Origin of the sequence: Paenibacillus ferrarius, assembly GCF_002027705.1 — a bacterium.
In the GTDB taxonomy this organism is placed as follows: Bacteria; Bacillota; Bacilli; order Paenibacillales; family NBRC-103111; genus Paenibacillus_E; species Paenibacillus_E ferrarius.
The window spans coordinates 134,080-158,148 of the sequence record NZ_MBTG01000073.1; the positions used below are offsets into that span (position 1 = coordinate 134,080).

Here is a 24,069-nt window from a genome sequence, read left to right on the forward strand (position 1 = left end):
GATCTGAATACTTCTCATTGTAGGAAAAAAAAGTAGTAGAAACAATGAACGCTGGGATGCTTTTTGGAGTAATTCTACGATTTTTGAAAATTTGGATTATGAACTGCGTGGGCTTACTGCCACACCTTCAAACGCTCTTTTACGTAGGCGGAGGGCATCGTACCTGTGACTTTCTTGAATACTTTATTAAAGTAGGACTGCTCACAAAATCCGAGGAAATCAGAGATTTCTCCGATGCTCATCTGCGAGCCGGTCAAGAGATCGCATGCGGCAGCGATTCGTATTTGTTGGATATATTCTGTGATCGTTTGACCAGTTGTTTCGCGGAAGACGGAGCTGATATAGTTCGGCGTTCGACCGATATAATTCGCCATTTCTTTCATATCGATCTGCCCGCGGTAATGATGCAAAATATAGTCCTTCAGCTGCATGGTAATCCCATGAGCTTTCGGGTGCGATATCGCTCCTGTATTGGCTTCTTCGTTTATAATCGCAATGATTTCAAGAAGTACGCTGTGGCAAAGCGTTTGCGTGTAGGTCGATTTTTGAAGCCAGTACTGGGTGAGCGAAGAGAAACGCTGCTTGATGTAATCGAAGTTGTGCGGTCTTGTGAGCCGACAAGCGGGTTCGGCAAGCAGCGGCAAGCCGTCCCCGGTTCCCGCATAGCGGAAATGCGCGACATACATGTCGTGGACTCGCTTGGAATGGTTGAGCGCGCTTCGAATGTGTCCTTCCGGTACGAACAGAAGATCACCTTTTTTCAAGGTAAACGATTGGTCGCCAACGGAATACGTAATCTCACCGCCAGTCATCAAAATTAATATATGATTATTGGCAGCCGCGAGAGGGACATGCCAGTCCGGTTCACAATGCTCGAAGTAAATGGCGATCGGATGAATCATCGTGCAATCCTCCTTACATGCTCTATCATTGGAAGTCTAGCTGATTATAACAAAATCGTAGCCTGCCTCCAATAATCATTGTCATTTTCCTAGCCAGATTGGAGTGGATATGATTATGCTGAAAGGAATCCAACAGTATTCGATAGACCTAGTCTCCTATATAATAAAAAGAAAAGAAAGATGCGGTGAATCTGTGCGAAACGGATGGGGAAATAGAAGGTTCTCGATTCTGAGTAAATTAATTGTAACGTTTTTGATCGTCATCTCGCCCATGTATGTCGTAGGTACGCAGATTAACGATTGGGGATCTACACTCGTACGCAAAGAAATTTTCAAATCGCTCCAGTTCCAGCTTCTCTTCTATCGAACGTCGCTAGAAAATGAAGTCGATCGATTGCTGCGCCTGCAGCGTGAGTACGTGAACGACGAAGATTTGGAATCGCTCAGTATTACAAGCGAAAGCTTAACGGACTATCAGAAGCTTGCCTCTATTAAGCGGTTTCAGGCCAGATTGAATGTGATGAAACAGTCGAGCCTTTACGTGGCTAGGGCAAGCGCCTATATACCGCCAATCGGCAGGACCATTTCGACGGACGAACTGTCCGGCAATTTGCTTCAGGATAAGTTGTCGCAGTTGAAGAAAGACGCTGCGGTTCCGCACCGCGGACTCTTTTATCATGATGGGGAAAAGGTGCTGCTGCGGGAGTATTACCCTACGACGCAAGCAGCAGAGGGACGCGACCCGATGTTCGTATTGGAGCTAGAGCTGTCTATTCCGAAGATCAAACAATATTTGTCCCAAATGTCAGATAGTAAGCTTGGAGGAGCTGCGGTTATCCACCCGGATTGGGAGATCGTGAGTACGAGCAACGAAGAAGCGTATGCTTCCATCAGCAGTCCGCTGCGCGAGCAATCCTTACAATTGGAGAAAGCCGGAACGACGGATTCGCCAGCTGAAATGAGGACTGTTTCCATCGAGAAGCAGCAATTCTTAACGGTTTCGGCTTATTCGCCTGCACTCGGGGTAACGCTGCTTGCTTTTGTTCCTGAAAACGCTGTTATGGGAGCGCTTGACAGATATCGGTTATACATGTGGCTGATTACGCTCGTCGCAATTGTGGTTGTTGTGCTCTTTTCGCTATATATGTATCGGTTGATCCACAGACCGCTCCAAAAGCTTATTCGCGCTTTCCGAAAGGTGGAATCCGGTGATCTACAGGTCGCACTGGCTTATAAAAGCAGCGATGAATTTCATGATTTATACGAACAATTCAATTATATGGTGACCCATCTCAATAAGCTTGTGTTTGAAGTTTATGAACAAAAAATCCGCGTACAGCAATCGGAGCTAAAGCAGCTCCAATCGCAGATTAATCCGCATTTTTTATATAACAGTTTCTACTTGCTCTACCGGATGACGAAGGCGAACGACTTCGATAATTCAACCCGATTTTCCAAATATTTGGGCGATTATTTCCAATATGTCACGCGAAATGGAGTGGAAGAGGTACCGCTGGAGCTGGAACTGCAGCATGTTCGTGCACTCTGTGAAATTCAAACGATTCGGTTCTCCGGGCATATTACATTCTCGATCGATCAACTGGAAGAAGTGTTCAAGACCTTCATGGTTCCCCGCCTCATTCTGCAGCCGCTTGTCGAGAATGCCTACCAACACGGCTTTGAATTCGAACATGAGAATCGGCATGTGAAAATTCGGTTCACGACCGTCACTCACGATAGCGGTAGCGTACTATTATTCGTTAGCGTGGAGGACAACGGAAAAGGGATGATGGCAGATGAACTCGAACATTGGCAAGGTTGGCTGAATGGCAAAGAGCAACCAACTGAAATCACAGGCGTGCTGAATGTTCACCGAAGGCTCCGGCTAAAATACGGTGACCTAGCGGGTGTTCGCATTGCATCGAGACCAAGTGGAGGGCTTAGTGTGTCGATTGTGATTCCGCTTCCCGCATCAATTCCAAAAGAAAGGGAGGGTTAACGAGTGATTAGGTTAATGATTGTAGATGATGAACCTTTTGCCGTCAAATATTTGGCGGATGCCTTGATGGAGCTGGATTGGTTGGATGCCGAGATGATAAAGGCATATTCCGGAAGGGAAGCTCTTCATAAGTTTGAGGAGGGGAAAATCGACTTACTGCTTACAGATATTCGAATGCCCGGCATGAGTGGGATGGAACTGGCGGACCTTGCACGTGAAAGGTGGCCTCGCTGTCGCGTCATTTTCTTAACCGGATATGATGATTTCGGTTATGCCCAGTCAGCTATCCGCAAGGGAGGCATCGACTATGTACTCAAGACGGAGGGGGACGAAGCGATCATAAGTGCGATTCGAAAGGCACTTGACGATATCGCAAGGGAGATTGACAGTGAAGAAATATTAAAGAGATCTCGCGAACAACTGCATCTAGCTGTGCCGTCGCTGCAGCGTGATTATTTGCTGCAGCTCGCACAAGGGGAAGTGGATTCGCTCGATGCACGCATACGGCGATTCGATGAGCTTGAGATTGGGCTGGACGCTAGGCGGCCGGTGCAGATTGCCTTGGGGCGTATCGACGAGTGGGGCTCCTTCGTCCTGCCGGGTGATAAAGCACTTTTGTATTACTCTATCCAAAATATAGCGGAAGAATATTTGAAAGAATCGCTGAACTTTGCAGCTTTCCCTTATGACCGTGGCAGATTTGTATGGCTTGTTCAATGCCGTGCAGTAGAAGAACGGACGGTTGCTGATGAACAGGCATACAAATTGCTTGCGGGTAACGCAGAGATTATTCAAAATGCCACAAAAAGCTTACTTAAAGTCCCCATTTCACTCATACTTGCTTCTACACCATACATGTGGGAAGACTTGTCCCCCCGTATTGATATGCTCAAAATTCAGCTGGCTGGCGGAGCTTATCATGATTCGGAAGTTTTGATGAGGGAACTTTCCGATGCCGCAGGGGAAGAGCAAAGGTCAAGTCGAGACTTCTTCGCGGAAAACGACATGCGGGCGTACCTTCGTAATCTCGACTTGCTCGAAACCTATCTTGACAATGGCGAGAGGGAAGCTTGTCGCAACTTGTTTGCCGAACTCGCGGTAAAGGGGTCTGTTCTGCCGGACGGTCAAGAAGGCGAATTGCTTAAACTGGAGTTAATCACCACAATGACGGCCTTTTTTATTACTTACATAAATAAGCGGCGTTTAGCTTCGCTGATTGGCGCGGCTTTTAGTCTAGAAGCGTTGATTCAGCTGCCTGTGCAAGCTGATCTAAGTTTGACCGTACGGCATCTGGCTGCAATAGCCGACTCACTGGCGGAATATAATGGACGGAAGCAGGCTGAGCGGACGACTGACTTAATTGGACGTATAAGGCAATATGTCAACGAATTCCTGAATGAGGAACTATCGTTGACGAAGATTTCCGAGCTAGTCCATCTGAGTTCTCCTTATTTGTCGCGCATGTATAAGCAGACAACGGGACAAGGATTACTTGAATATGTGACGGAAGTTAGGATGAACAGAAGTAAGCAGCTGCTTAGGACAAGTGATCACAAAATTCAAGATATTGCTGCACTTGTCGGACTAGATTCTGCGGCTTATTTCACAAGACTCTTCAAGAAGGAGACGGGGGTAACTCCACAGGAATACCGCGAATCCACAGTTAAATAGTCGGTTATTGGCGACCAAATTCTTGGCCGCCTTTTTTCATGATTTCTCTGAGAAGCTTCAAGAAACTAGTTAAAAAAAGTCAATTGCCGCAAAAATGTCCCGTTTCGAAGACGGCTCATTTGATTTTATAATAAAGTTGTACCGAATAGAAACGATTTTCCAAATAGGGGGAAACGGAAATGAACATCGGAAATAAAAAGGTTGGAGCTGCTTCACTGGGGGCGTTCCTCGCCTTATCGCTCGTCGCAAGCGCCTGCAGCAAGTCAGAAGATCAGCCTGCTGCAACGAGCAGTGCATCGACAAGTCCGTTGTCTTCGCCGGCGACAAGCGCTCAGCCGCTAAGCAAATACAGTCCGTCAATCGAGGTTTCCACAGTTCGCTCTGTCGACGCAACGTTTAAATACGCAGAAGGTGATTCGATTGACAGCAACATTTGGACGAAAATTTTTGAAAACGAATACGGAATAAAAGTGAAAAACGTATGGTCAGTCGATGCTTCGCAATATCATCAGAAGCTGAACGTCTCGGTTGCATCTGGGGATATCCCCGACTTCCTGGAGGTCAACAAGGAAGAGATGAAACGGCTCGCTGATGCTGACATGCTGGAGGATCTCACGAAAGTATGGGAACAAGCGGCATCACCATATTTAAAGAACGTGTTAAATCAGGATGCAGGCGTAGGGTTCAAAGCTGCAACGATCGGCGGCAAACTTCTCGGCATTCCCAAGACATATGCCAACGGTGGTATCAGTACAGCGCCGATGCTCTATGTAAGAACCGATTGGTTGCAAAAGTTGAACTTACCAGAGCCGAAAACAATGGATGATCTGTTCAAAACAGCAACGGCATTTGCTAAACAGGATCCAGATGGCAACGGCAAGGCAGACACAATCGGTCTTGCGCTGAACAAGGACTTCATGGATGGAGGTCACGGCTCACTAAATGGATTCTTTAACGGATATCATGCCTACGTAGATATTTTCGTCAAGGACTCGGCAGGCAAGCTCGTATACAGCAGCGTTCAGAAAGAGATGAAGGAACCTCTTAAAAAGCTGCAGGAGCTTTATAAGGACGGCGTGCTTGACAAGGAGTTCGGGGTAAAACCGACGTCGAAAATTCAAGAGGATGTGGCAGCGGGACGTGTAGGGCTTGCATTTGGAACTGTCGCTGACGGAGGATTTATTCAAAAAGAAAACCATACGAAGGATCCGAAGGCGCAGTGGAAAGTGTATCCACTCTTCTCCATTGATGCGAAGCCCGCCAATCCTCAGCTTTGGGATACGGCCAACACGTTCTATGTGGTGAAGAAAGGCTCGAAGCATCCGGAGGCCGTCATCCAGCTGGCTAATATTTATTTGAATCGTTTTTACGAAACGTCCTATGCGCCTAATCCGAATCCGTTCGTTTCAGACAGCAAAACGGGGATATTCCCGGGTAAGTACGCACCAGTCGTGATCGATCCGCTTAATACGAATCTCGATGCGTTCCGCAAAGTACAGGAAGCCCTCAAGAAAGGCGACGGAAGTAAGCTCGATTTTCCAGCGAACATTCACTACGATCGCATGTCAAAGTTTAAAGCTGGTGACGATACCATGTGGTTTTCGAATATGGTCATGGGTGCCGATGGTACCTACAGCGTGATCAATAAGTACGACCAAGCTAAAATTGGTCAATATAATCTGTTCCTTGGTTCCGCTACCCCTGCGATGTCGGAGAAGCTGCCTACACTGAAGAAAAAGGTATACGAGACGTATACGAAAATCATTATGGGCGACGCGCCCATCGATGATTTTGACAAATTCGCAGACGAGTTTAAGAAGCTGGGCGGCGAAACGATCGAGAAAGAAGTGAACGATTGGTACAACAAGAACAAATAGGAAACAACTGGGGGCGGAGCTCAAGCTCTGTCCCTTTGCGTCTTTATTACAAAATACGGAGGGATGACAGATTGAAGAGCAGAACGTGGAGAATCCAGATCCCCCTGCATGCCATGTTGATTCCGGGCCTGGCAGCTATCTTGATATTTAGTTACTACCCAATGGCAGGAGCGGCCATTGCGTTTCAAAAGTTTATTCCGACAAAAGGGTTATTTCATTCGAAATGGATTGGACTGGACAATTTCCGCTATGTCATGGAGCTTCCGGATTTTTATCAGGTGCTTTGGAATACGGTCTATATCGCCATTATGAAAATTCTCGCCGGACTCGTCATACCGATCGTCGTAGCACTCTTACTGAATGAAATCCGCAAAGAAGCAATGAAACGGTTCATGCAAACGCTCATTTATTTGCCGCATTTCTTATCATGGGTCATCCTGAGCGGCATTCTACTCGATGTGCTCTCACCGAAAACGGGGATCGTGAACGCGGGGCTTCAGGGTCTCGGAATTGAACCTATTTTTTTCCTTGGCGACAACCGTTGGTTTCCGTTCACGCTGGTCATCTCCAATGAGTGGAAAGAATTTGGTTTCTCCACGATTGTCTATTTAGCTGCTATCCTCGGGATCAATCCGGCTTTGTACGAAGCCGCAAGGGTTGATGGGGCAGGCCGCTGGAAGCAAACACTTCACATTACATTGCCCGGCATGGCGCCGATCATCGTGTTGTTAGCTACGCTCAGCATTGGCAACGTACTTAATGCCGGCTTCGAGCAAGTATTTAATTTATACAGCCCTATCGTTTACCAGAGTGGGGATATCATCGACACCTTTGTATATCGCATCGGGATGATTGATGCGCAGTACGGCGTCGCAACGGCAGTGGGGCTATTCAAGTCACTCGTATCGTTGATCCTCATCTCTACTTCGTACTTCTTAGCCTACCGATTTGCAAACTACCGTATCTTTTAAAAGGAGGACTCGTGATGCTCGATTCTACATCCTGGCCGCGAAAAGTGTTCGTTATCTCGAACTACACGGTTCTTTTGGGCTTATCCATCTTATGTATCTTGCCGCTGATCCATCTGCTTTCGTTGTCGCTCAGTTCGAATAACGCCGTCGCAGCAGGCGAAGTAAGATTTTGGCCGGTTGATTTCACCTGGAAATCATACGATTTTATTTTAAGTAAACCGGAATTTCTGAAATCTTTAATCGTCACCCTTCAGAGGGTGGCACTCGGCGTGACGCTGAATATGGTATTGACGATCATGGTCGCGTATCCGCTCTCGAAAGAAGGGGCTGCGCTGAAAGGGCGAACGGTTTACGTCTGGCTATTCGTTTTTACCATGCTGTTCAGCGGTGGCATTATTCCGCTCTATATGACGATACGCTCGCTTGGGCTGCTTGACTCTGTCTGGGCACTCGTACTACATAACGCTGTTTCGGTATTCAACGTTGTAATTCTGCTCAATTTCTTCCGCAGTTTGCCCAAGGAATTGGAGGAAGCCGCTTTGATGGACGGCGCCGGACATTGGCGCATTCTGTGGCGTATTTATGTACCGCTCTCGACGCCTTCTTTAGCGACGCTTACGCTATTTGCCATTGTCTCGCATTGGAATGCTTGGTTTGACGGCATCCTTTTCATGAATTCGCCGACACACTATCCTTTGCAAAGTTATTTATACACGGTGGTGGTCGGGCTCGATACCTTGGTTAAGAGTAATATCGATCTGGAGGTGATCGCGCTCGTTTCCGATAGAACGGCCCGCGCAGCGCAAATCTTTCTTGGGGCGTTGCCAATCTTGATTGTCTATCCATTTCTTCAACGGTATTTCACGAAAGGGATTGTGTTGGGTAGTGTGAAGGAGTAGGCCATAGACTACAGACAGTAGAAATGTTAGTCAACCAACATCACAAGCTTATAAAGGAGGGATTAATGAATGAAGAAAACGGTGATCTGGCTGATGATTTGCACCCTGATGATCACGTTTATTCCCACCGTGTCAGCGCATGCGCAAGCAGCTGCCATGATCAACATACTCAATCCTGGATTTGAAGAAACAACGACAAGTCAATCAAAGCTAATGCCCGTGAATTGGACGTCTGCCCTATGGTCGAGAACAGTTGCTGTCGACAGTAGTGTCACGACAGATGTCTACAGCAGCGGTACCAAATCTCTTTATATCCGTGCAGCGGATTCCGGTGCCGCCGGTTGGGTCTCTAAATCCATTGCAATTGACAGTAGTATGCCTGCCATCAAGAGTACAGTAAAGGTAAGAAAGTCAAGTGATTATACCGGAAACAGTCCTTGGGTATTCATCAGTTATGGAAATAATGGGACTTTTCTTGGTACTACAAGTGCGCCGGCTGTCAGCGTAAGTAGCAGTGCATGGACTGAAATAACCTTGACGATTACTAGCAACCAGTTTCCGGTTGGAACGAATATGATCTGGTTGAATCTTGCTACGTTAGCTGGTGGCGCACTTTACCAAGGTACAATCTATTATGATGATGTAACAATGGAAGTGCTGCCAGATACGCAAGCGCCCACTACGCCAACGAATCTCCATGCAACAGGTCAAACCCTTGAAAGCGTTGATTTGGCTTGGAATGCCTCTACCGACAATATTGCTGTGGCCGGTTACCATATTTACAAAGGAACGACGTTAGTGGGCACTGTGACAGGGCTTGCCTTTACCGCAAGTGGACTGAATTCCAATAGCAGTGATATTTTTACAGTGAAAGCATTCGATGCCTCCGGGAACGAATCGGCAGCCAGCAATGCCTTCGTCACCAATGATATGGAAGCGCCTACAATACCAGCTAATCTAACCGGCTCCGCCATTAAGATGAAAAGTGTCACGCTATCATGGGATGCATCGACAGACAATGGCGGTGTGACGGGCTACGACATTTTTCAAGATTCGATTCAAGTAGCGACGGTTACTGGGGTTACGTATACAGTGAACGGTCTTGAGTCCTATAGTGGATATACCTTTACAGTCAGAGCTAGAGATGGTTCGGGTAATCTTTCAGCTCCAAGTAATGAAGTTAGTGTGCTCACTTCTCGGTATTATGATTTAGTGAATCCGGGATTTGAAGAAACGAAGCTGAGCAATTCGAAGCTGGTGCCTCTCAACTGGAGTTCTTCTTTGTGGAGTGGAGCGCAGAACGTGGATATGGGGATAACGACCGCAACCAAATTCAGTGGCGCCAACGGCCTCTATATTAACGCCACGGGTATGGGCGGAGCGGGTTGGTCTTCCAAGATTATACCGATTGACAGCGGCATACAAACGATCAAAACGTCCGTAAAAGCCAAAAAATCGGTCGATTACGCTGGCAATGGGCCGTGGGTGTTCATTAGCTATTTTAAAGATGGGGCATTCTTGGGAACGGCTGCGGCTAACCCTCCTAATTTGAGCAGCAATGATTGGACTGACATTGCGTTTACGATTAATAATAGTCAGTTTCCGGCAGGCACGAATCAAATTCAGTTGAATTTGGCTACATCCAAAGTGAGCGGTGTCAGTAATCAAGGAACGATTTACTATGACGACGCCACAATGGAAGCTGTTGAATCCTTTCCGCTTCAGGCGAATACGTTCGCTAACTGGTGGAAGCTTGGCCAGAACGTTGTGTTTAAGGGAGTTGAAGGACAACTGCCAGCTGCCGTACAAACAGTAACCGGTACGGTATACGATTCGGATAATCAGGCTGTTACGCAAATAACGGTGGATCGTCAAACGTTACTAACGGCTGGTTGGGCTTGGACACCGGATCGCGAAGGCTATTATGAAGTCGCTTTCGACTACACCAAAAAAGGGGTTCCCGGCTCATTACCGCTTCAGCAATCTTATCGCATCTTATCTAACCCGAAAAGAACGCCGGCCGAATTTGTTCGTGATCGATACGCGGTAGCCGTCGTTGAAAGCCAATCCAAAAGCAAGGCGGATCGAAATCCATTGTTTGGCTTTAGTTACGGTCTTGATGGAGATAAATCCATGCAACTCGCGGATATGGTAGGTTTTGATTTTGCGAGAATTCACACGGTTCCATGGGGGACGCAATTTGGTGATGCCAGTTTAGCGCTGGAGCCAAGTCGCGGTACATTCAACTGGACGGCATTTGATGAGCACATTAATAAGCTGCAAAGCTATGGCATGGAAATGATCGGCAATATTGTATTCACGCCGCAATGGGCTTCTCCGCATCCGGAAGATACAACGATCTATATTGCTGTTCCAGGGTATGCATCTTACGCCCCCGTGGATATGAACGATTTTGCTGTTTTTCTGCAGGCACTCGTGACACGCTATGGAGATCGGATTAAGAAATGGGAGATATGGAATGAACCCCATCTCAAAGGGGGAAGCATTTTCTGGAATGATACGCCGGAGAAATTCGTTGAACTGTTAAAGACGGGCTATGAGACGATTAAAAGTATCCAGCCCGACTCGGAAATTTGGATTGGCGGCATGGGTGGCTTCCGCTATTTGCCATTTTACAATGAGCTGCTGCGTCTCGGTGGAGACCAATATTTCGATAAGCTATCGCTGCATGGCAAGTTTCCGGATCCAAGAGATTATGCAAAGTATGATCAAATGTATGGCGTAGCGTCGAAACCATGGGTGACTTCGGAAAGCCATGCAGGGCTCTTAAATGCTTCCGACTTAAAGGTTCTTCCTTCTGATCCTGAGATTGCAAGAACGATGCTGCTTGATTACATGTTCCAAATGAAGCATGGCGTTCAGCAGATTGCCTACTTCGATATGCTGAATTTAACAGAACGTGAGGCCATTCCTTTCGCTCATGCAGAGGGCTGGTTCACGCAGGCGGCCGGATTGTTCAGAAAAACACCGCAAATCGAGCCAAGGCTGGAATCCGTCGTCATGCATCGATTTATAGAGACGTTAGGGAAGAATGTTGTGTACAAAGGGGAATACTCCTTTAGCGGAAACCAGAAAGCCGTGTATTTTGAAAGTGACGGGGCGCCTCTTCTCGTTGTATGGTCTGAGGATGCGAATACTGCTCCGATTGCTTCTGCTCTTTCTGGAGCTTTCACGAGTGGAACCGTTGTACGCGATTGGACGGGGGGAACAGAGTCTTCCTTGTCCAACATGCAGTTAAAGCCTCAGAAGATGTACTTTATCAGCCATGTAAACGCGACCTATCTTGCCGGTTTGACACCTACCATGAATGTACTTTTGTCGGATTACGAGAAAGCCAGACAAAATGTGACAGCCTCTGATTCAGGGAAAGCAGGGATGTTATTCAACCGTACGACGGGTGAATTGAGCACGGATATTCATTGGATCGATCAGAATTGGAATTTCGTTACTATTAATTCTTCGCAACCTTCCGGGTTTGCTGCTCGAGCTGCGGTTGGCGCTGCGAATGACGGACTCGATCTGGTCATCGACGTGTCGGATCCAACGTTTGTGCAAAATGAGTCGGTTGGGAATTATTGGATGGGTGACAGTGTCCAATTCGCCTTGGATACGTCAGGTATAGGTTTAGCTGGAGCTCAAGTGGAGTTTCAGGCAGCACTCACCGCAGGCGGTCCTAAGTTGTATAAGGGTTCTTCTCCGTATATTGGCGGGGATTTGCCGTCAAACTGGACACCGGCAGGTCAACTCGTACAGAACGGCAGCTTGCTTGTCGATAGTACGCAAAGCGGAAAGAGAACCTATAAGATTCATGTCGCATGGTCTGAACTATATCCTTATATTGCAGATGTAACGAAACCAATGTATATCTCGCTCCTCGTGAATGATAATGATGGCGCTGGACGACTCGGCTGGTTAGAGTGGGCAAGCGGGATTGGCAATGCAAAGGATACAAGTCTCTTCGGCAAAATTGAATGGGATCAGCAAGCGCCGGAGACAACGGCATCCTTATCGCCGGATCAGCCGGACGGATCGAATGGGGCGTATGTCAGTCCAGTTACCGTCACCCTGACTGCAACGGATGTCAAGACGGGTGTAGCTGCGACAGCGTATAGTCTGGATAACGGGACGACCTGGCAGCCTTATATGGGACCGATCACGTTTGCATATCCTGGCCAGTATGTGGTTAGTTATCGGTCAAAGGATGGCGTCGGAAATGTTGAAGTAAGCAAGACGCTCAGTTTTCAAATTGACGCGGGGTAAAGGGGGAACACCAAACAACCAGCCTAGAGATAGGTTGGTTGTTTTTCATATGCCAAGGATTCGTAGAATTTTACTAATTATTATTGCACCGTTCATTGTTTGGAAACCTCATATTTATTAATCTATTAATGTATTCTTTAACAACGGAGGGAGAACTGAAAATGAGTGTATCATTCAAACGTGCATCAGCGCGCGTAGGCGTAATAACGGTAGGGCATGAGCCCTATTGGGAGCAATTTCCCGGGCTTCGGGAAGAACTGATCGGCTACGGTAAGGAATTCGAAGCGATGTTGGCGGCGAATGAGGTCGAGGTCATTTCCGCTGGCTTTGTAGACAATGTCGACAAATCATTCGCGGCGGCTTCGTATCTGAAACGTCAAGATATCGATTTTCTGTTTTGTTTTTTGAGCACATATGTAACCTCATCATCGGCAGCTACCGCCATTCTGAACGTTGGCGTGCCAACTGTTCTGGTTGCGCTTCAGCCAAGACAACGGCTTGACTACCGCAACACGACAACGTACATGCAGCTTGCCAACGATAATATTTGTTCGCTTCCGGAAATCGGCGGGGTGTTGATCCGTGCGGGAAAACCTGCCGCCGGCATGATCGTTGGTACGCTGCATGACGATCCGCGGGCTGCGAACGAGCTGAGGTCATGGTGTCAGGTCGCGAACGCGCGTCGTGCTTTCAAGCATGCACGAATTGGCTACTTGGGTCACACTTACGAAGGAATGTACGACATGAATTCGGACCCGACGGCATTCACCGCCGCATTCGGCTCCCATGTGCAGATGCTGGAAATGTGCGATTTGGCTAAGCTGGTGAACGGTGTAAGCGCTGCCGAAACTGCGGACAAAATCGACGAGATCAAGAGTGTATTTACGATCGCCGATCCGTTTATTGATCCTGTAACGAGACCAATAAAGCAAGAAGACTTGGAGTGGTCGGCAAAGGTTGCTGTGGGGCTCGACAAACTCGTGGCGGAGAATGGTTTAACTGGACTTGCGTATTATTACCGAGGTGTGGATGGTAATGAATACGAGCGGATCGGTTCGAATTTGGTGCTCGGCAATTCACTACTTACAGGCAAAGGGATTCCGCTTGCGGGCGAAGCGGATCTCAAGACATGCGCAGCGATGCTAATTATGGACAGGCTCGACGCAGGAGGCTCGTTCGCGGAGCTTCATCCATGCGACTTCGTAGACGACATCGTGCTGGTGGGTCATGATGGACCGCATAACATTAAAATCAGCGATGGCCGACCGATTATTCGTGGGCTGGATTTGTTCCACGGCAAGCGCGGCTCTGGCATCGGTGTTGAGTTCAGCATCAAGTCAGGTCCGGTTACCTTGCTAGGGATCTCACAAACGGCAGACGGCAAATTCAAGATGATCGCTACAGAAGGCGAGTCGATCAAGGGTGAAATTCCCCAAACCGGCAACACGAACACGCGCTGCAGCTTCGGTTGCTCGGTTGCCGAGTTCGTTGAAAAATGGTGCTCGGCTGGCCCGACTCACCATTTCGCGCTGGGCGTCGGGCATGTCGCCCCGAAAATCCGCAACGTTGCCAAAGTGCTGGGCATCGAACTGCAAATCGTTTAAGGGAGAGTGAACTCGCATGAATAAGGTGACACAAAAGACAAGTGGCAGTGGCAAGCAGTTGAAACGGGCTACGCTGGAAATGAGTCTTAAGCCGTTCAAGAGTCTCGAACAGTCTGCGATTGAGGAAGTCTGCATGGAAGCACTACGGCAATGGCAGCCGCTTATCGGCATGGCTGAATCGGCTTCGCTTCTGCTGTGGGTATCGGACGGCAGTGAGATTTTGACCTGGAACGATCAGTATGAAGACGAATTCGAGTGGGCTCGGTATATCGGTTTTGCAAACGAAGAGATGTTCAGTCATGTTCAGGACAAGAGCGATCCTCATATTGCCCGTCTGTATACAGAGAATCCAGTTCGATTCACCTATGGTGATTTGCGCCGAGTTGTCGATTCCTTCAAACGAATTGCGGAGGAGCAGTTCGGCGTTCACCTAGAGGTAGGCATTCCTTTCGATGCGGGCCCGGAGTTTGCTTACTCCGATTTCAAGTATAAGGATCATCCGGAAATCAATCGCGCGGAGCTTGGCGGTACATACGTATCTCTGAAGGCGGATTATACCGTCGTCTGTTCCTGGTCCAAGTTGAATGCGGATAGTTCGGCTTATGCAGCTTATCCCGGCGGTATTCCAGAGGGCACTCCGTTCGGGGAGTTCCTTGGGCGCCAATGCGCAAGTTTTCTTCCCGCGATCGGCTTCGATTATATCTGGTTCTCGAATGGCTTCGCCTTGTCCTATTTCCCATGGACTTACTTAGGTGCTAATTATAATGGGACAGATCTGCCATTAGCTGACTATAGCGAGGTTTCCTCCAAAATCATGTCATTCTGGGACCTGTTCAAGCGGGAATGTCCGGGTGTGAGGACAGAGGTGCGAGGAACCAATTACGGGACCGGTATGGACCTTGCCAAAGATTACATTCCATTGCTTGAGCTATATGAGAAGAAGTACCTCGACTTCCCGCCGCCGAACTCCCCTTGGGGAGCGCTTAATTACGATTTTGGGTTGGAGCTGACAGGATACATGTCCAGAATTGCCGAGCTGCCGGGGGAAACGTATCCTTATCGTTTTTATGTGAATGATCCCTGGTTTTGGCAAAATCCGTGGTGGGACTACTATGATCGTGAGCCGCACGACATTTACGGTCCGTTGTCGGTCGCGCGCGTCAATGTGGGCGGAGCGCTCCAGATGCCTGGTATCGTAGAAATTCTGACGATTGATACGGAGAAGGGTGAGTTGTGGGGGGACGGACCTGCCGAGGTGATTCCCCATATCCAAAAAGCGTTCCGCGAAGCACCCGATGAACCGGGGCTCGTCACTTGGCTGTATCCGTTCCGTGAGCTTCATGAGACGGTGCAAGGAGACAACGAAGCTTCAGGCCGCGTGTTTTTCCATGATTGGTTCGTGCGCTGCGCAATCAATCACGGCTTCCCAGTCAACACAGTACTCGGCACAGACACGTTCCGTGCGATGTCAGCCGAAGCTCGGCGTAAGCTCAACGGAACGATACTGTTCGTATCGTCAATGTGGCTGGACGACGAACGGATCGCCGAGCTGGCAGACATCGTCCAAGGTGGCGGCAAGGTGCTGCTGTACGGTGATGTGCGGCAGCCTGGGCTGCTGGAGCTGTTAAATTTGCAAACTGCCGAAGGAGGCGGACTAGAGGGGGATTTGGCCCTCGAGCTTTCATTCGAGGAAGATCAGGTTTACGGTGATAGAGGTGAACGCAAGCTGCGGCATCGCGCCGACATCGGTGACGGCACACTGGGTGTTGCACTGCGCAATAAAGAAGAAGCCGGGACACGGATCGGTGCAGTCGCTGCACAGGATGGTGAAGAACGGATCTTCGCCCTTTCTCGTTCGCTGCCTGAATGGAAAGGCGGGCGCATTGGCTGGGTACGAGGTTCGCTGCCTTTCGTTAAGGCAGGCGTCACCCATCTGCCAGTTGGGCAGGATAGCGAATGGATGGATACGTCCATTTTACTAAGGTATATGCTTCAGGACTTCGGCCTTTCGCTGCAGCAAGTAAAGCAAGATTCGGAATCCCAATCTGCCCTTCTATTCGTTTCGCGGCATCAGAATGGTTTCATCATGACCGGCTGCAAGCAGGATTCGTCGGTACAGCTTAAGTTGCGGTTCCCTGATGGCGTACCGCTGTTCCCAGGCCAAACGGTCGTTCTTGGCGACGGTGAAGCGGGGCTGTATTCGCTAGACCGAACCTTTCGAGATGAGTGCCGCGTTTTCGTGAACCAACGGGAACGCAGCCGGGTATCGTGCCGCGAGAACCAGCCAACTCCGTCGAAGATGAAGCGAATGGTCCGCACGTTCAGTATCAGTAATTTGCTGGACGCAGAAGTGACCATTTATCCGCCTTTAGAGATGCTAGAATCGGGAGCTATTGAAATCAAGCGAGGAGATAGCAGCATTTTGGATTGGAGCGGTTTGCAGGAAGACAATCGGCTGCTACTTGTCGGCATAACGGGAACGATTCATGTTTCGTGGTAAGATTGTTTACATTAATTCGCACAATCTGTGGCTAAGCCGGATGGCGTTGTCGTTATTAACATTAAACCGGAGTGGTTGCTAGAGAATAAGCAAATCAATATGATAGATAAACAAAAGGGAGATAACGTATGTATTCTGGACCAGGTTGGCGAGTACTCGGATGATGGTGCCAATGAGCCTGTTATCAAAAATTGGCTGGATCTCTGGTTTTGGAGATTAAAGAAGATGGCTTCGTCCAATCAGATAAACCCTTGAATGAATAAGATATTACAGTGACATGACATTTTCGTAATATCTTATTGATGAGAGGGGAATATGTATGATTCGTAAATATACGACGGGACCTCTGAATAACCTAACGGAGAAAGACAAGACTGTATCCAAAGATATTGTTGTGAACTCGCTAAACCAGCATCAACATAAGAATGCCAAAGTAAGAATCAAAGTGTATGCATTAAACGGAAAGAAGAAATTGATTCATAATGTTGCGTTTATAGTGAAACCGAATGCATCCACATACAATAGCCTTTTTGTGGGAAATGCCAAGCAGTATGAAGTCCAATTCATTACCAATCAATTGAAGGTGCAATTTGCCTCGTTTGGGATTAGTCCGAAAGATCGTTATGTCGCCGCACATCGGGTAATTAACAGTGAATTAACAAGAATCGCATGAGTATGACTTCTGGTAATTTCACATTTGGGACTTAGGCTGCACTGCTTGATTTTCCGAAACTCCCTTGAAAGGCAATCCGATCGGCACCATGCACACGGAAATTCCACACTCCCATCTGAAATTCGACATACCTTCGGTACGGTCATTTAATAATGAATAACCTAGATAAAATGAAGAGACCATAGCTCGTTGCTATGGTCTCTTTCTATTGGTCTCTTTTTATCCTCACTCACTTCAACTGTCCGTCAACGCCTACCGCTGAACCGTTTGATCGCTTCCTCGGTTACCGGCGTGAAGAGGTTAACCAGGTTGCCGTCGGGATCACGAAACAGCACAGCACGGTTCCCCCACGGCATCGTGGTTGGTTCCTTTACCCACTCGTCGATAAACGGCTTTAAGCGCTCATATTCGGCATCCACATCGTGGACGCGGAACTCGATGATAACAGTGCGATTGCTGGCCGCCTCTGCGGAACCAACGCCGAACAGTTGCACCGTCTGGGAGTGGCCGATCGCGAGAGTGCACGATGGCACAACGAGCTCGGCAAAGACCGGCGCGGGGCGTTCCGCCGAAACACCCATGACTTTCTCATAGAACTGAACGAGACGATCCACGTCGTCTGTAATGATGCGTACAGAAGCAAAATTCACGAGATACCATCCTTCCTATAATAAATGATACAATACCGTATCATATCCTTTTGAGTCAAAATCCTTTGCACTTATCTTCCACTCCTTTACGATTATTTATCCCGATTATATAAAACCGCTACTGACAACAGTGTGTCAGTAGCGGTTTTATATTTTTGGGGCTTCCTCCCGAATTCAGTTGTTCAAGAATATATTTGCCAGAGTAACACATCCGCCCCACCTACAATATGATGTGTATAGAAATCTAAAGAGGTGAGTCAATGGCAGTCGTAAAAGCCAGGAAACAGGATATTGATATGTTGGCAAGGTTGCTTCGAGCTGAAGCTGAGACCGAAGGTGAAAAGGGTATGCTCCTTGTTGGAAATGTTGGCATTAACCGAATAAGAGCGAATTGCTCCGATTTTAAAGGAATCCGCACAATTCCCCAAATGATTAACCAGCCGCATGCGTTCGAAGCATTGCAACATGGTACGTACTATCAAAACGCAAGAGAGAGGGAACGCCGTCTGGCCCAACGGACTGTGAATGGGGAGCGGGATTGGCCAGGGAAATTCTCCCTATGGTATTTCCGTCCAGGAACGTTTGATAATCCCGGACCATGTCCATCAACTTGGTATAATCAGCCGCTTGCAGGACGTTGGAAGAAGCACTGTTTTTATGAACCGACCGCGAAAGAATGTGAAAATGTATATAATACTTTTTGATTTTATTCACGTGATGAGCTCAGGATCTCTAACTTGACTTGTCACAATTTTATCTCATTAAGTGCCGCGTAAATCGCGGCTTTTTTGGGTTTAGTGGAATAAAGTTGTTGTCGGGTTAGCTGCCGAGCATGAGGAAGACGATCGTTCGCGCTGCATGCTCTATGGCTTTACATTTCTCCCGACATTTTCAAGCGGATAACTCAAGGATATGACCTGTAAAAGTGTTAAACTTCAACAAACGATTGTTCTGTTTTCTAGTAGCAGTCGCATCTACACTTATCTCAAGGGAAGTCATTCCCACCTAAGGAGGTAAGTCGATGGAAACTGTCAGTATTATTTTTTCAGAAAAGCAAAAGGTGGAGGTCAGCAAGATAACCTTTGACGCGGCGCTTGGCGAGACAGAGATTTTATGCGCCGCGATTCGTTCTTTAATCAGCACAGGGACAGAGCTTCAGTGCTTGAGAGGCGTCTTTGATTCTGATACTAATTGGTCAAGCTGGGTGCAGTATCCGTTCCATCCCGGCTATTCCATGGTTGCTGAAGTGATGGAAGTGGGGGCGGCCGTTCAGCACATTCAAAAAGGTGACCGCGTCTTTGTGGAGAATGCTCACACGCAATTCTTCAAAGCCGAGGCAGCTCATGCTGTACTTCTGCCAAAGGAGATCAGCCCGGAACAAGGCGTGTGGATCAATCTGTCCAAAACGACACAGCTTGGCGTGAGGAGAGCGGAGCTGTTTCTCGGGGAAACGGTTGGCGTGATCGGGCTCGGGCTTCTTGGGCAACTGGTGACGCAATATCTGCATCTGTCTGGCACCAAAGAAATCTACGCCATGGACCCTGCGCAGAGCCGCGTCCAGCTTGTGCAGGATAAGCCGGGCATTCACCGGCTGGCGATGGATGCGGGTACGGCGAAGGCGCAAATCGCAGAGCAGACCAAGGGCAAGATGCTGGATGTTGTGTTTGACATTACCGGGCATCCAGCTGTATTAGCACAAGCTACGCAGTTGGTTAAACCTCTGGGGCGCGTCATTTTGTTGGGAGATACGGCTACGCCATCCGCACAGGGAATGGGGCGTAATGTTGTTTCTAACTCCATCTCCATCTTAGGCATTCATGCGCAAATGAATTATAAAGGATGGCACCATCCGGAGATGGCGGATCTGTTTTTAACCTATCTCATGCAAGGAAGAATGGATGTCACACCGTTAATGACACACCTCTTCTCACCATGGGATGCACCTCAGGCGTACGATTTACTCATTCACAATCGAAGCTCAGCGATGGGTGTGCTTTTTGATTGGACTCGACTTGGGGAAGAAAGCTGAGGGGAGCGCGCGATGAAGAAAGTGTTGAAAGTAGGACTCATTGGCTGCGGAGCGATCATGCAGCGCCGTCACTTGCCTGAATATCTTTCTCATGCTGCGCAGCTCTTCAGGTCATCCTATCTGGAACGAAGTCTCAGGCGGGCAAGTGTACCGCTAAGGGGCTGCCCCATAAGTGTCTTTGCTCCAGTTGCTTTCTCTAAACCTGCAATTATACATCTTTTTTGCTCTTGGAATAGCCTCAGCTATTAAATTCCTGCGTTTGTGCAGGTTTTTGAGGCTTTTTTTGGATGATCAGCTGAAAAAGTTAAAAATGCCTGCACAATTGCAGGCATTTCCACTTTTTAACCCAATTTGCCCGGAAATTCCTGTAATTTTGCAGGCTTTTACGCTTGGGTGGTCTAGTCTGGTCTGATCTGATCTGATCTGATCTGATCTGGAAGCCCCGTCATCTATCGACGCTTACCTACTAAATCTGGCTTAAGGGACAACCTCTTACGTTAATTAGAGTTATAATTCCGTCAAAGATGTGCAGACCTTTCATTGTATTTTATTAATCTCTTGGAAGGTAAACAGACGCTTGTATCGAATATATTCCGAATTCTGGAATATGGGCGCTTTGCCTTAGGAGGTTAATGAATCATGACATTCATACATAGACTCTCGAATAAGTCCATTCGATTCAAGCTGATCGTGGGCTTTCTTCTGCTTGTCATTCCTCTGCAGCTTCTGCTTATTTTCGATAATTACTACGGGATGAAAGTTGTTCGCGAGCAAGTAGCCAATTCCAATCGCCATTTGGTAGCGTTATACATGGATCAAATTGACCGGAATTTGGAGGAGATCGATAAGTATTTACGAACGATGGTCGCTTTTGAGAACGATTTAATTAAGTTGGATATATCTGCAAAAGTGAATAGCGACGATTATTTCTTGGCGAAGATCAATCTATTCAATAAATTGGAAAGAGATATCCATACTTACAAAGAGATGGATTATCTATTCATTTATTCATCGGTTAATAAAGAACTTATCACGAATCAGCCGTCCGACGCGACGATGGAACAACTGAAAACGATTCAGTCAGGGATAATTCGGATGCTTCGGGAAAGGGAAGATTTCCAGAAGCAGGACTTCGCCAAATGGTTTCCGTACCAAATTAACGAAGAATACTATATCGTTAAAATACAAAAAATTGGGGATGTGTATGTCGGCGCATGGGTGAAAGCATCGAAGTTGATGATTCCTTTTGGCTTGCTGGATATGGGGCCTGAAGGGAAATCTTTGCTTGTCACAGAAAATCTCAAACCGATGAGTGACAATGCTGCCATAGCTAACAAGAATGACTACTTAGAAGTCAGTACACATTCCAAGCAAGGTAATTTCTCCCTGTTGTTCTTGATCCCTTATAGCGTCATCTTGGAACATCTCCCTTTTCTTCAGCGCCTTTGGTATCTAGTGATCTTAGGAGCCCTGATCATTTTGCCGATTTTTTATATCTTCCTGCGGCATATTATCTTACTCCCCATTAACCGGATCGTAGAGGTAATGAGACGAGTGCGCGACGGCAATCTGGACCAACGGGTCAAGCAATATCCTGTTTCCTTTGAGTTTGAACTGATGAATGATGTGTTTAACAGCATGGTTTCGGAGATCAAAGCATTAAAAATTACCGTCTATGAAGAGCAGCTGTTTATTCAGAAAGCGGAGCTTAAATATTTGCAACTGCAAATCAATCCGCACTTTTTTCTGAACGCACTGAATACAATTTATAACCTTGCCCAATTTCAAAACTATCAATTAATACAGGATATGTCAGAGTACTTAATCAACTATATGAGATTCATGTTTCAGAACAACCTGGAGTTCGTCAAATTGGAAGATGAAATCGCTCACACCCGCAACTACTTGCAGATCCAGGCAATGAGGTTTCAGGATGGGTTTACTTATCAGATTAACGGTGACGATTCGCTTTCTCAGGCATTGATTCCTCCGCTGATCATACAAACTTTCGTAGAGAACACGATTAAACATGCCATTACGATGGAGGAACCGATTCGGTTAACCGTGGACATGGAGCTTTGCGGGGAGCAGGAGCCTTATCTATGCATCGTAATCCAAGACACCGGGAGAGGATTCTCAGAAGAGGCGTTGGTGAAGTGGCAATCTGAAGTTGACTTGGCGGATGAGAACAACGGGTATATTGGCATATGGAATTCCAGACGTCGATTACGGTTGATCTACCAAAGTAGGGCTCAACTGACAATATCCAATCATCCGGATGGGGGTGCAAGGGTAGCGGTGAGGCTCCCATTCGTTCTTAAAAATGAGAATTGAGGAGGGATACTATGTATCAATTACTGATCGTTGACGATGAGATCCATGCGGTGAGAGCCGTTCAAGCTGGAGTGAATTGGGCAGAATTGTCGATCTCCCATATTCATGTGGCTCATAGTACGAAGCAAGCGATGAGGATATTTGGTGAACATCTCATTGACATTATGATTTGCGACATTGAGATGCCTCAGAGCAGCGGACTTGAATTGTTGTCATGGGTAAGAGAGCAACATTCGTTAACGCAATCCATATTTCTAACCTGCCATTCAAGCTTTGCCTACGCGCAGGAAGCTCTCCAATTGGGAAGCCTTGACTATATGCTCAAGCCTGTTAAGTTCAATGAACTGAGAGCAGTTGTTCTAAAAGGGATAGAGATGATTAGTGAAAAAAGAGAACAGCACATCAGCATGATAGAGAACCAATATTTCGCCAATCTATGGCATACGAACCGATCTGTTTTGATGGAGAGGTTCTGGCAGGAAGTGATGGATCAGAGCCTATCGAGTCCGGAGCGGATACGGGATGTTCTGCACAGAAAGAACCTGCCAATCCGAGAGACGGAATCCTTCCTGCCGATCCTGATCTTCGTTCAGCGCTGGGCGGAGAAGTTGAATGCTCAAGATAAGAAGCTTATGGAATATGCGCTTCTGAATGCCGCGGACCATATGATCTTTCGCGGCGATGAACATGGCCAATTGGTACGCATGAGCAGTGACGTGTTTGTAGCGATCCTTCCTGTACGTGAACAGACCGAGAATCTTATGGAGGATATGAGACAGCTGTGTGAAATGTACATCGAGTCGTGCAACAAATATTTCCGCTGCGATCTTTCGTGTTATGTGGGCGAGCAGGGATGGATCCATGAGATGGCGATCCGATATAACAGCTTGATCTGTATGAAGGATAGCAACCTGAATCGGAGTAATCACGTTTTCTTCTTAAGCGAGGATTTGAAGAGCTCGGAATCGATCGATGTCCTGCAAATGAACGTCTGGTTAAAGATGCTCGAGCAAGGCGCCTATGACGCCATTCTTTCCGAAGCAGAGCGCTATTTGAACTCGCTTAAGGAAGTCGTTGGATTGAAAGCAGAGGTTCTGGAACAATTTTTCCAAAATTTCTTGCAGATGATTTATTCTTTTATTCAATTCAAAGAATGGCAAGCCTATCAGGTTCTTGGGGAAGCGATAGCGATCGAGCAAATGTCGCAGGCTATACGCTCTGTGACTGATCTGCAGATCTGGGTGAAGTATGCGCTGGATCAGACGATCAAGTTTTGTTATGTAACGGAGGATACCCAATCGATCATGGATAGAATCTTAACCTTTATTAAGCAGCATCTTGACGAGGCCATCTCTAGAGAGGATATTGCAAGGCATGTCAATTGGCATCCGGACTATTTGTCCAGACGATTCAAAAAAGAGACGGGCAAATCCCTTGTGGAGTTTATAGTGGAAGAGAAAATTGCGATGGCTAAGGAGCTGCTCGTGACCACCAATATGTCCGTAAGCGACATCGCATTAAGTGTGGGCTATTCGAATTTTTCTTATTTCTCAAAGATATTTAAGCATGGGGTGCACATGAATCCAAATGAGTATCGTAAATCCCAAAGGTCAGAATTGTATTATTAACATGTCAGTTTAGTAGTGGCCCGGCAGGGGACTCCAAGATTACAATGTAAT

Annotated in this window: 17 protein-coding genes; 15 read left to right on the top strand and 2 right to left on the bottom strand. The window is 47.3% G+C overall.

Translation table 11 applies throughout. The features are described 5' to 3' along the window. Positions 1-113: 113 nt before the first annotated feature. The gene (locus BC351_RS40705) at positions 114-902 is read right to left on the bottom strand and encodes an AraC family transcriptional regulator (RefSeq protein ID WP_079421394.1); all 789 of its coding nucleotides are present in this window, start codon (positions 900-902) and stop codon (positions 114-116) included. 115 nt (positions 903-1,017) lie between these two features. On the opposite strand from BC351_RS40705, the gene BC351_RS40710 reads away from it, so the two are divergent. The 11 genes from BC351_RS40710 (at position 1,018) to BC351_RS43760 (ending at position 17,537) form a co-directional block, all read left to right on the top strand. Continuing rightward, complete coding sequence (locus tag BC351_RS40710) at positions 1,018-2,901, top strand: histidine kinase (protein ID WP_158082398.1); 1,884 nt, start codon at positions 1,018-1,020, stop codon at positions 2,899-2,901. Between the two features lie 3 nt (positions 2,902-2,904). Beyond that, entirely contained in the window at positions 2,905-4,572 is a 1,668-nt protein-coding gene (locus tag BC351_RS40715) for a response regulator transcription factor (protein ID WP_079421396.1), read from the top strand. 179 nt (positions 4,573-4,751) lie between these two features. Next, positions 4,752-6,449 carry a type 2 periplasmic-binding domain-containing protein gene (locus BC351_RS40720; protein WP_079421397.1) on the top strand — a complete coding sequence of 566 codons (1,698 nt, stop codon included), beginning with the start codon at positions 4,752-4,754 and terminating at the stop codon, positions 6,447-6,449. A 113-nt stretch (positions 6,450-6,562) separates the two neighbouring features. After that, positions 6,563-7,420, top strand: coding sequence for an ABC transporter permease (locus BC351_RS40725; protein ID WP_208629929.1), 858 nt, complete (start codon positions 6,563-6,565; stop codon positions 7,418-7,420). Positions 7,421-7,434: 14 nt separating this feature from the next. Then, positions 7,435-8,319, top strand: coding sequence for a carbohydrate ABC transporter permease (locus BC351_RS40730; protein WP_079421399.1), 885 nt, complete (start codon positions 7,435-7,437; stop codon positions 8,317-8,319). 69 nt (positions 8,320-8,388) lie between these two features. Continuing rightward, complete coding sequence (locus BC351_RS40735; protein ID WP_079421400.1) at positions 8,389-12,600, top strand: OmpL47-type beta-barrel domain-containing protein; 4,212 nt, start codon at positions 8,389-8,391, stop codon at positions 12,598-12,600. A gap of 161 nt (positions 12,601-12,761) precedes the next feature. Beyond that, the gene (locus BC351_RS40740) at positions 12,762-14,204 is read left to right on the top strand and encodes an L-fucose/L-arabinose isomerase family protein (protein ID WP_079421401.1); all 1,443 of its coding nucleotides are present in this window, start codon (positions 12,762-12,764) and stop codon (positions 14,202-14,204) included. 16 nt (positions 14,205-14,220) lie between these two features. Then, entirely contained in the window at positions 14,221-16,704 is a 2,484-nt protein-coding gene (locus BC351_RS40745) for a hypothetical protein (protein ID WP_079421402.1), read from the top strand. 27 nt (positions 16,705-16,731) lie between these two features. Beyond that, entirely contained in the window at positions 16,732-16,959 is a 228-nt protein-coding gene (locus BC351_RS40750) for a hypothetical protein (protein ID WP_079421403.1), read from the top strand. Between the two features lie 64 nt (positions 16,960-17,023). Further along, the gene (locus BC351_RS40755; RefSeq protein ID WP_079421404.1) at positions 17,024-17,377 is read left to right on the top strand and encodes a hypothetical protein; all 354 of its coding nucleotides are present in this window, start codon (positions 17,024-17,026) and stop codon (positions 17,375-17,377) included. Between the two features lie 64 nt (positions 17,378-17,441). Further along, positions 17,442-17,537, top strand: coding sequence for a DUF6022 family protein (locus BC351_RS43760; protein ID WP_279628418.1), 96 nt, complete (start codon positions 17,442-17,444; stop codon positions 17,535-17,537). A gap of 85 nt (positions 17,538-17,622) precedes the next feature. Here the strand turns inward: BC351_RS43760 and BC351_RS40760 are convergent, their stop codons facing one another. Continuing rightward, on the bottom strand, positions 17,623-18,027 hold the full coding sequence (locus BC351_RS40760) for a VOC family protein (RefSeq protein ID WP_079421405.1): 405 nt from the start codon (positions 18,025-18,027) through the stop codon (positions 17,623-17,625). Positions 18,028-18,287: 260 nt separating this feature from the next. Here BC351_RS40760 and BC351_RS40765 point away from each other — a divergent pair, with 260 nt between their 5' ends. The 4 genes from BC351_RS40765 (at position 18,288) to BC351_RS40785 (ending at position 24,018) form a co-directional block, all read left to right on the top strand. Then, entirely contained in the window at positions 18,288-18,731 is a 444-nt protein-coding gene (locus BC351_RS40765) for a cell wall hydrolase (protein ID WP_079421406.1), read from the top strand. 317 nt (positions 18,732-19,048) lie between these two features. Then, positions 19,049-20,056, top strand: a complete 1,008-nt coding sequence (locus BC351_RS40770; RefSeq protein WP_079421407.1) for a zinc-dependent alcohol dehydrogenase — start codon at positions 19,049-19,051, stop codon at positions 20,054-20,056. Positions 20,057-20,695: 639 nt separating this feature from the next. Next, the gene (locus BC351_RS40780; protein WP_079421409.1) at positions 20,696-22,390 is read left to right on the top strand and encodes a sensor histidine kinase; all 1,695 of its coding nucleotides are present in this window, start codon (positions 20,696-20,698) and stop codon (positions 22,388-22,390) included. A gap of 11 nt (positions 22,391-22,401) precedes the next feature. Beyond that, the gene (locus tag BC351_RS40785) at positions 22,402-24,018 is read left to right on the top strand and encodes a response regulator transcription factor (RefSeq protein WP_079421410.1); all 1,617 of its coding nucleotides are present in this window, start codon (positions 22,402-22,404) and stop codon (positions 24,016-24,018) included. Positions 24,019-24,069: the final 51 nt, after the last annotated feature.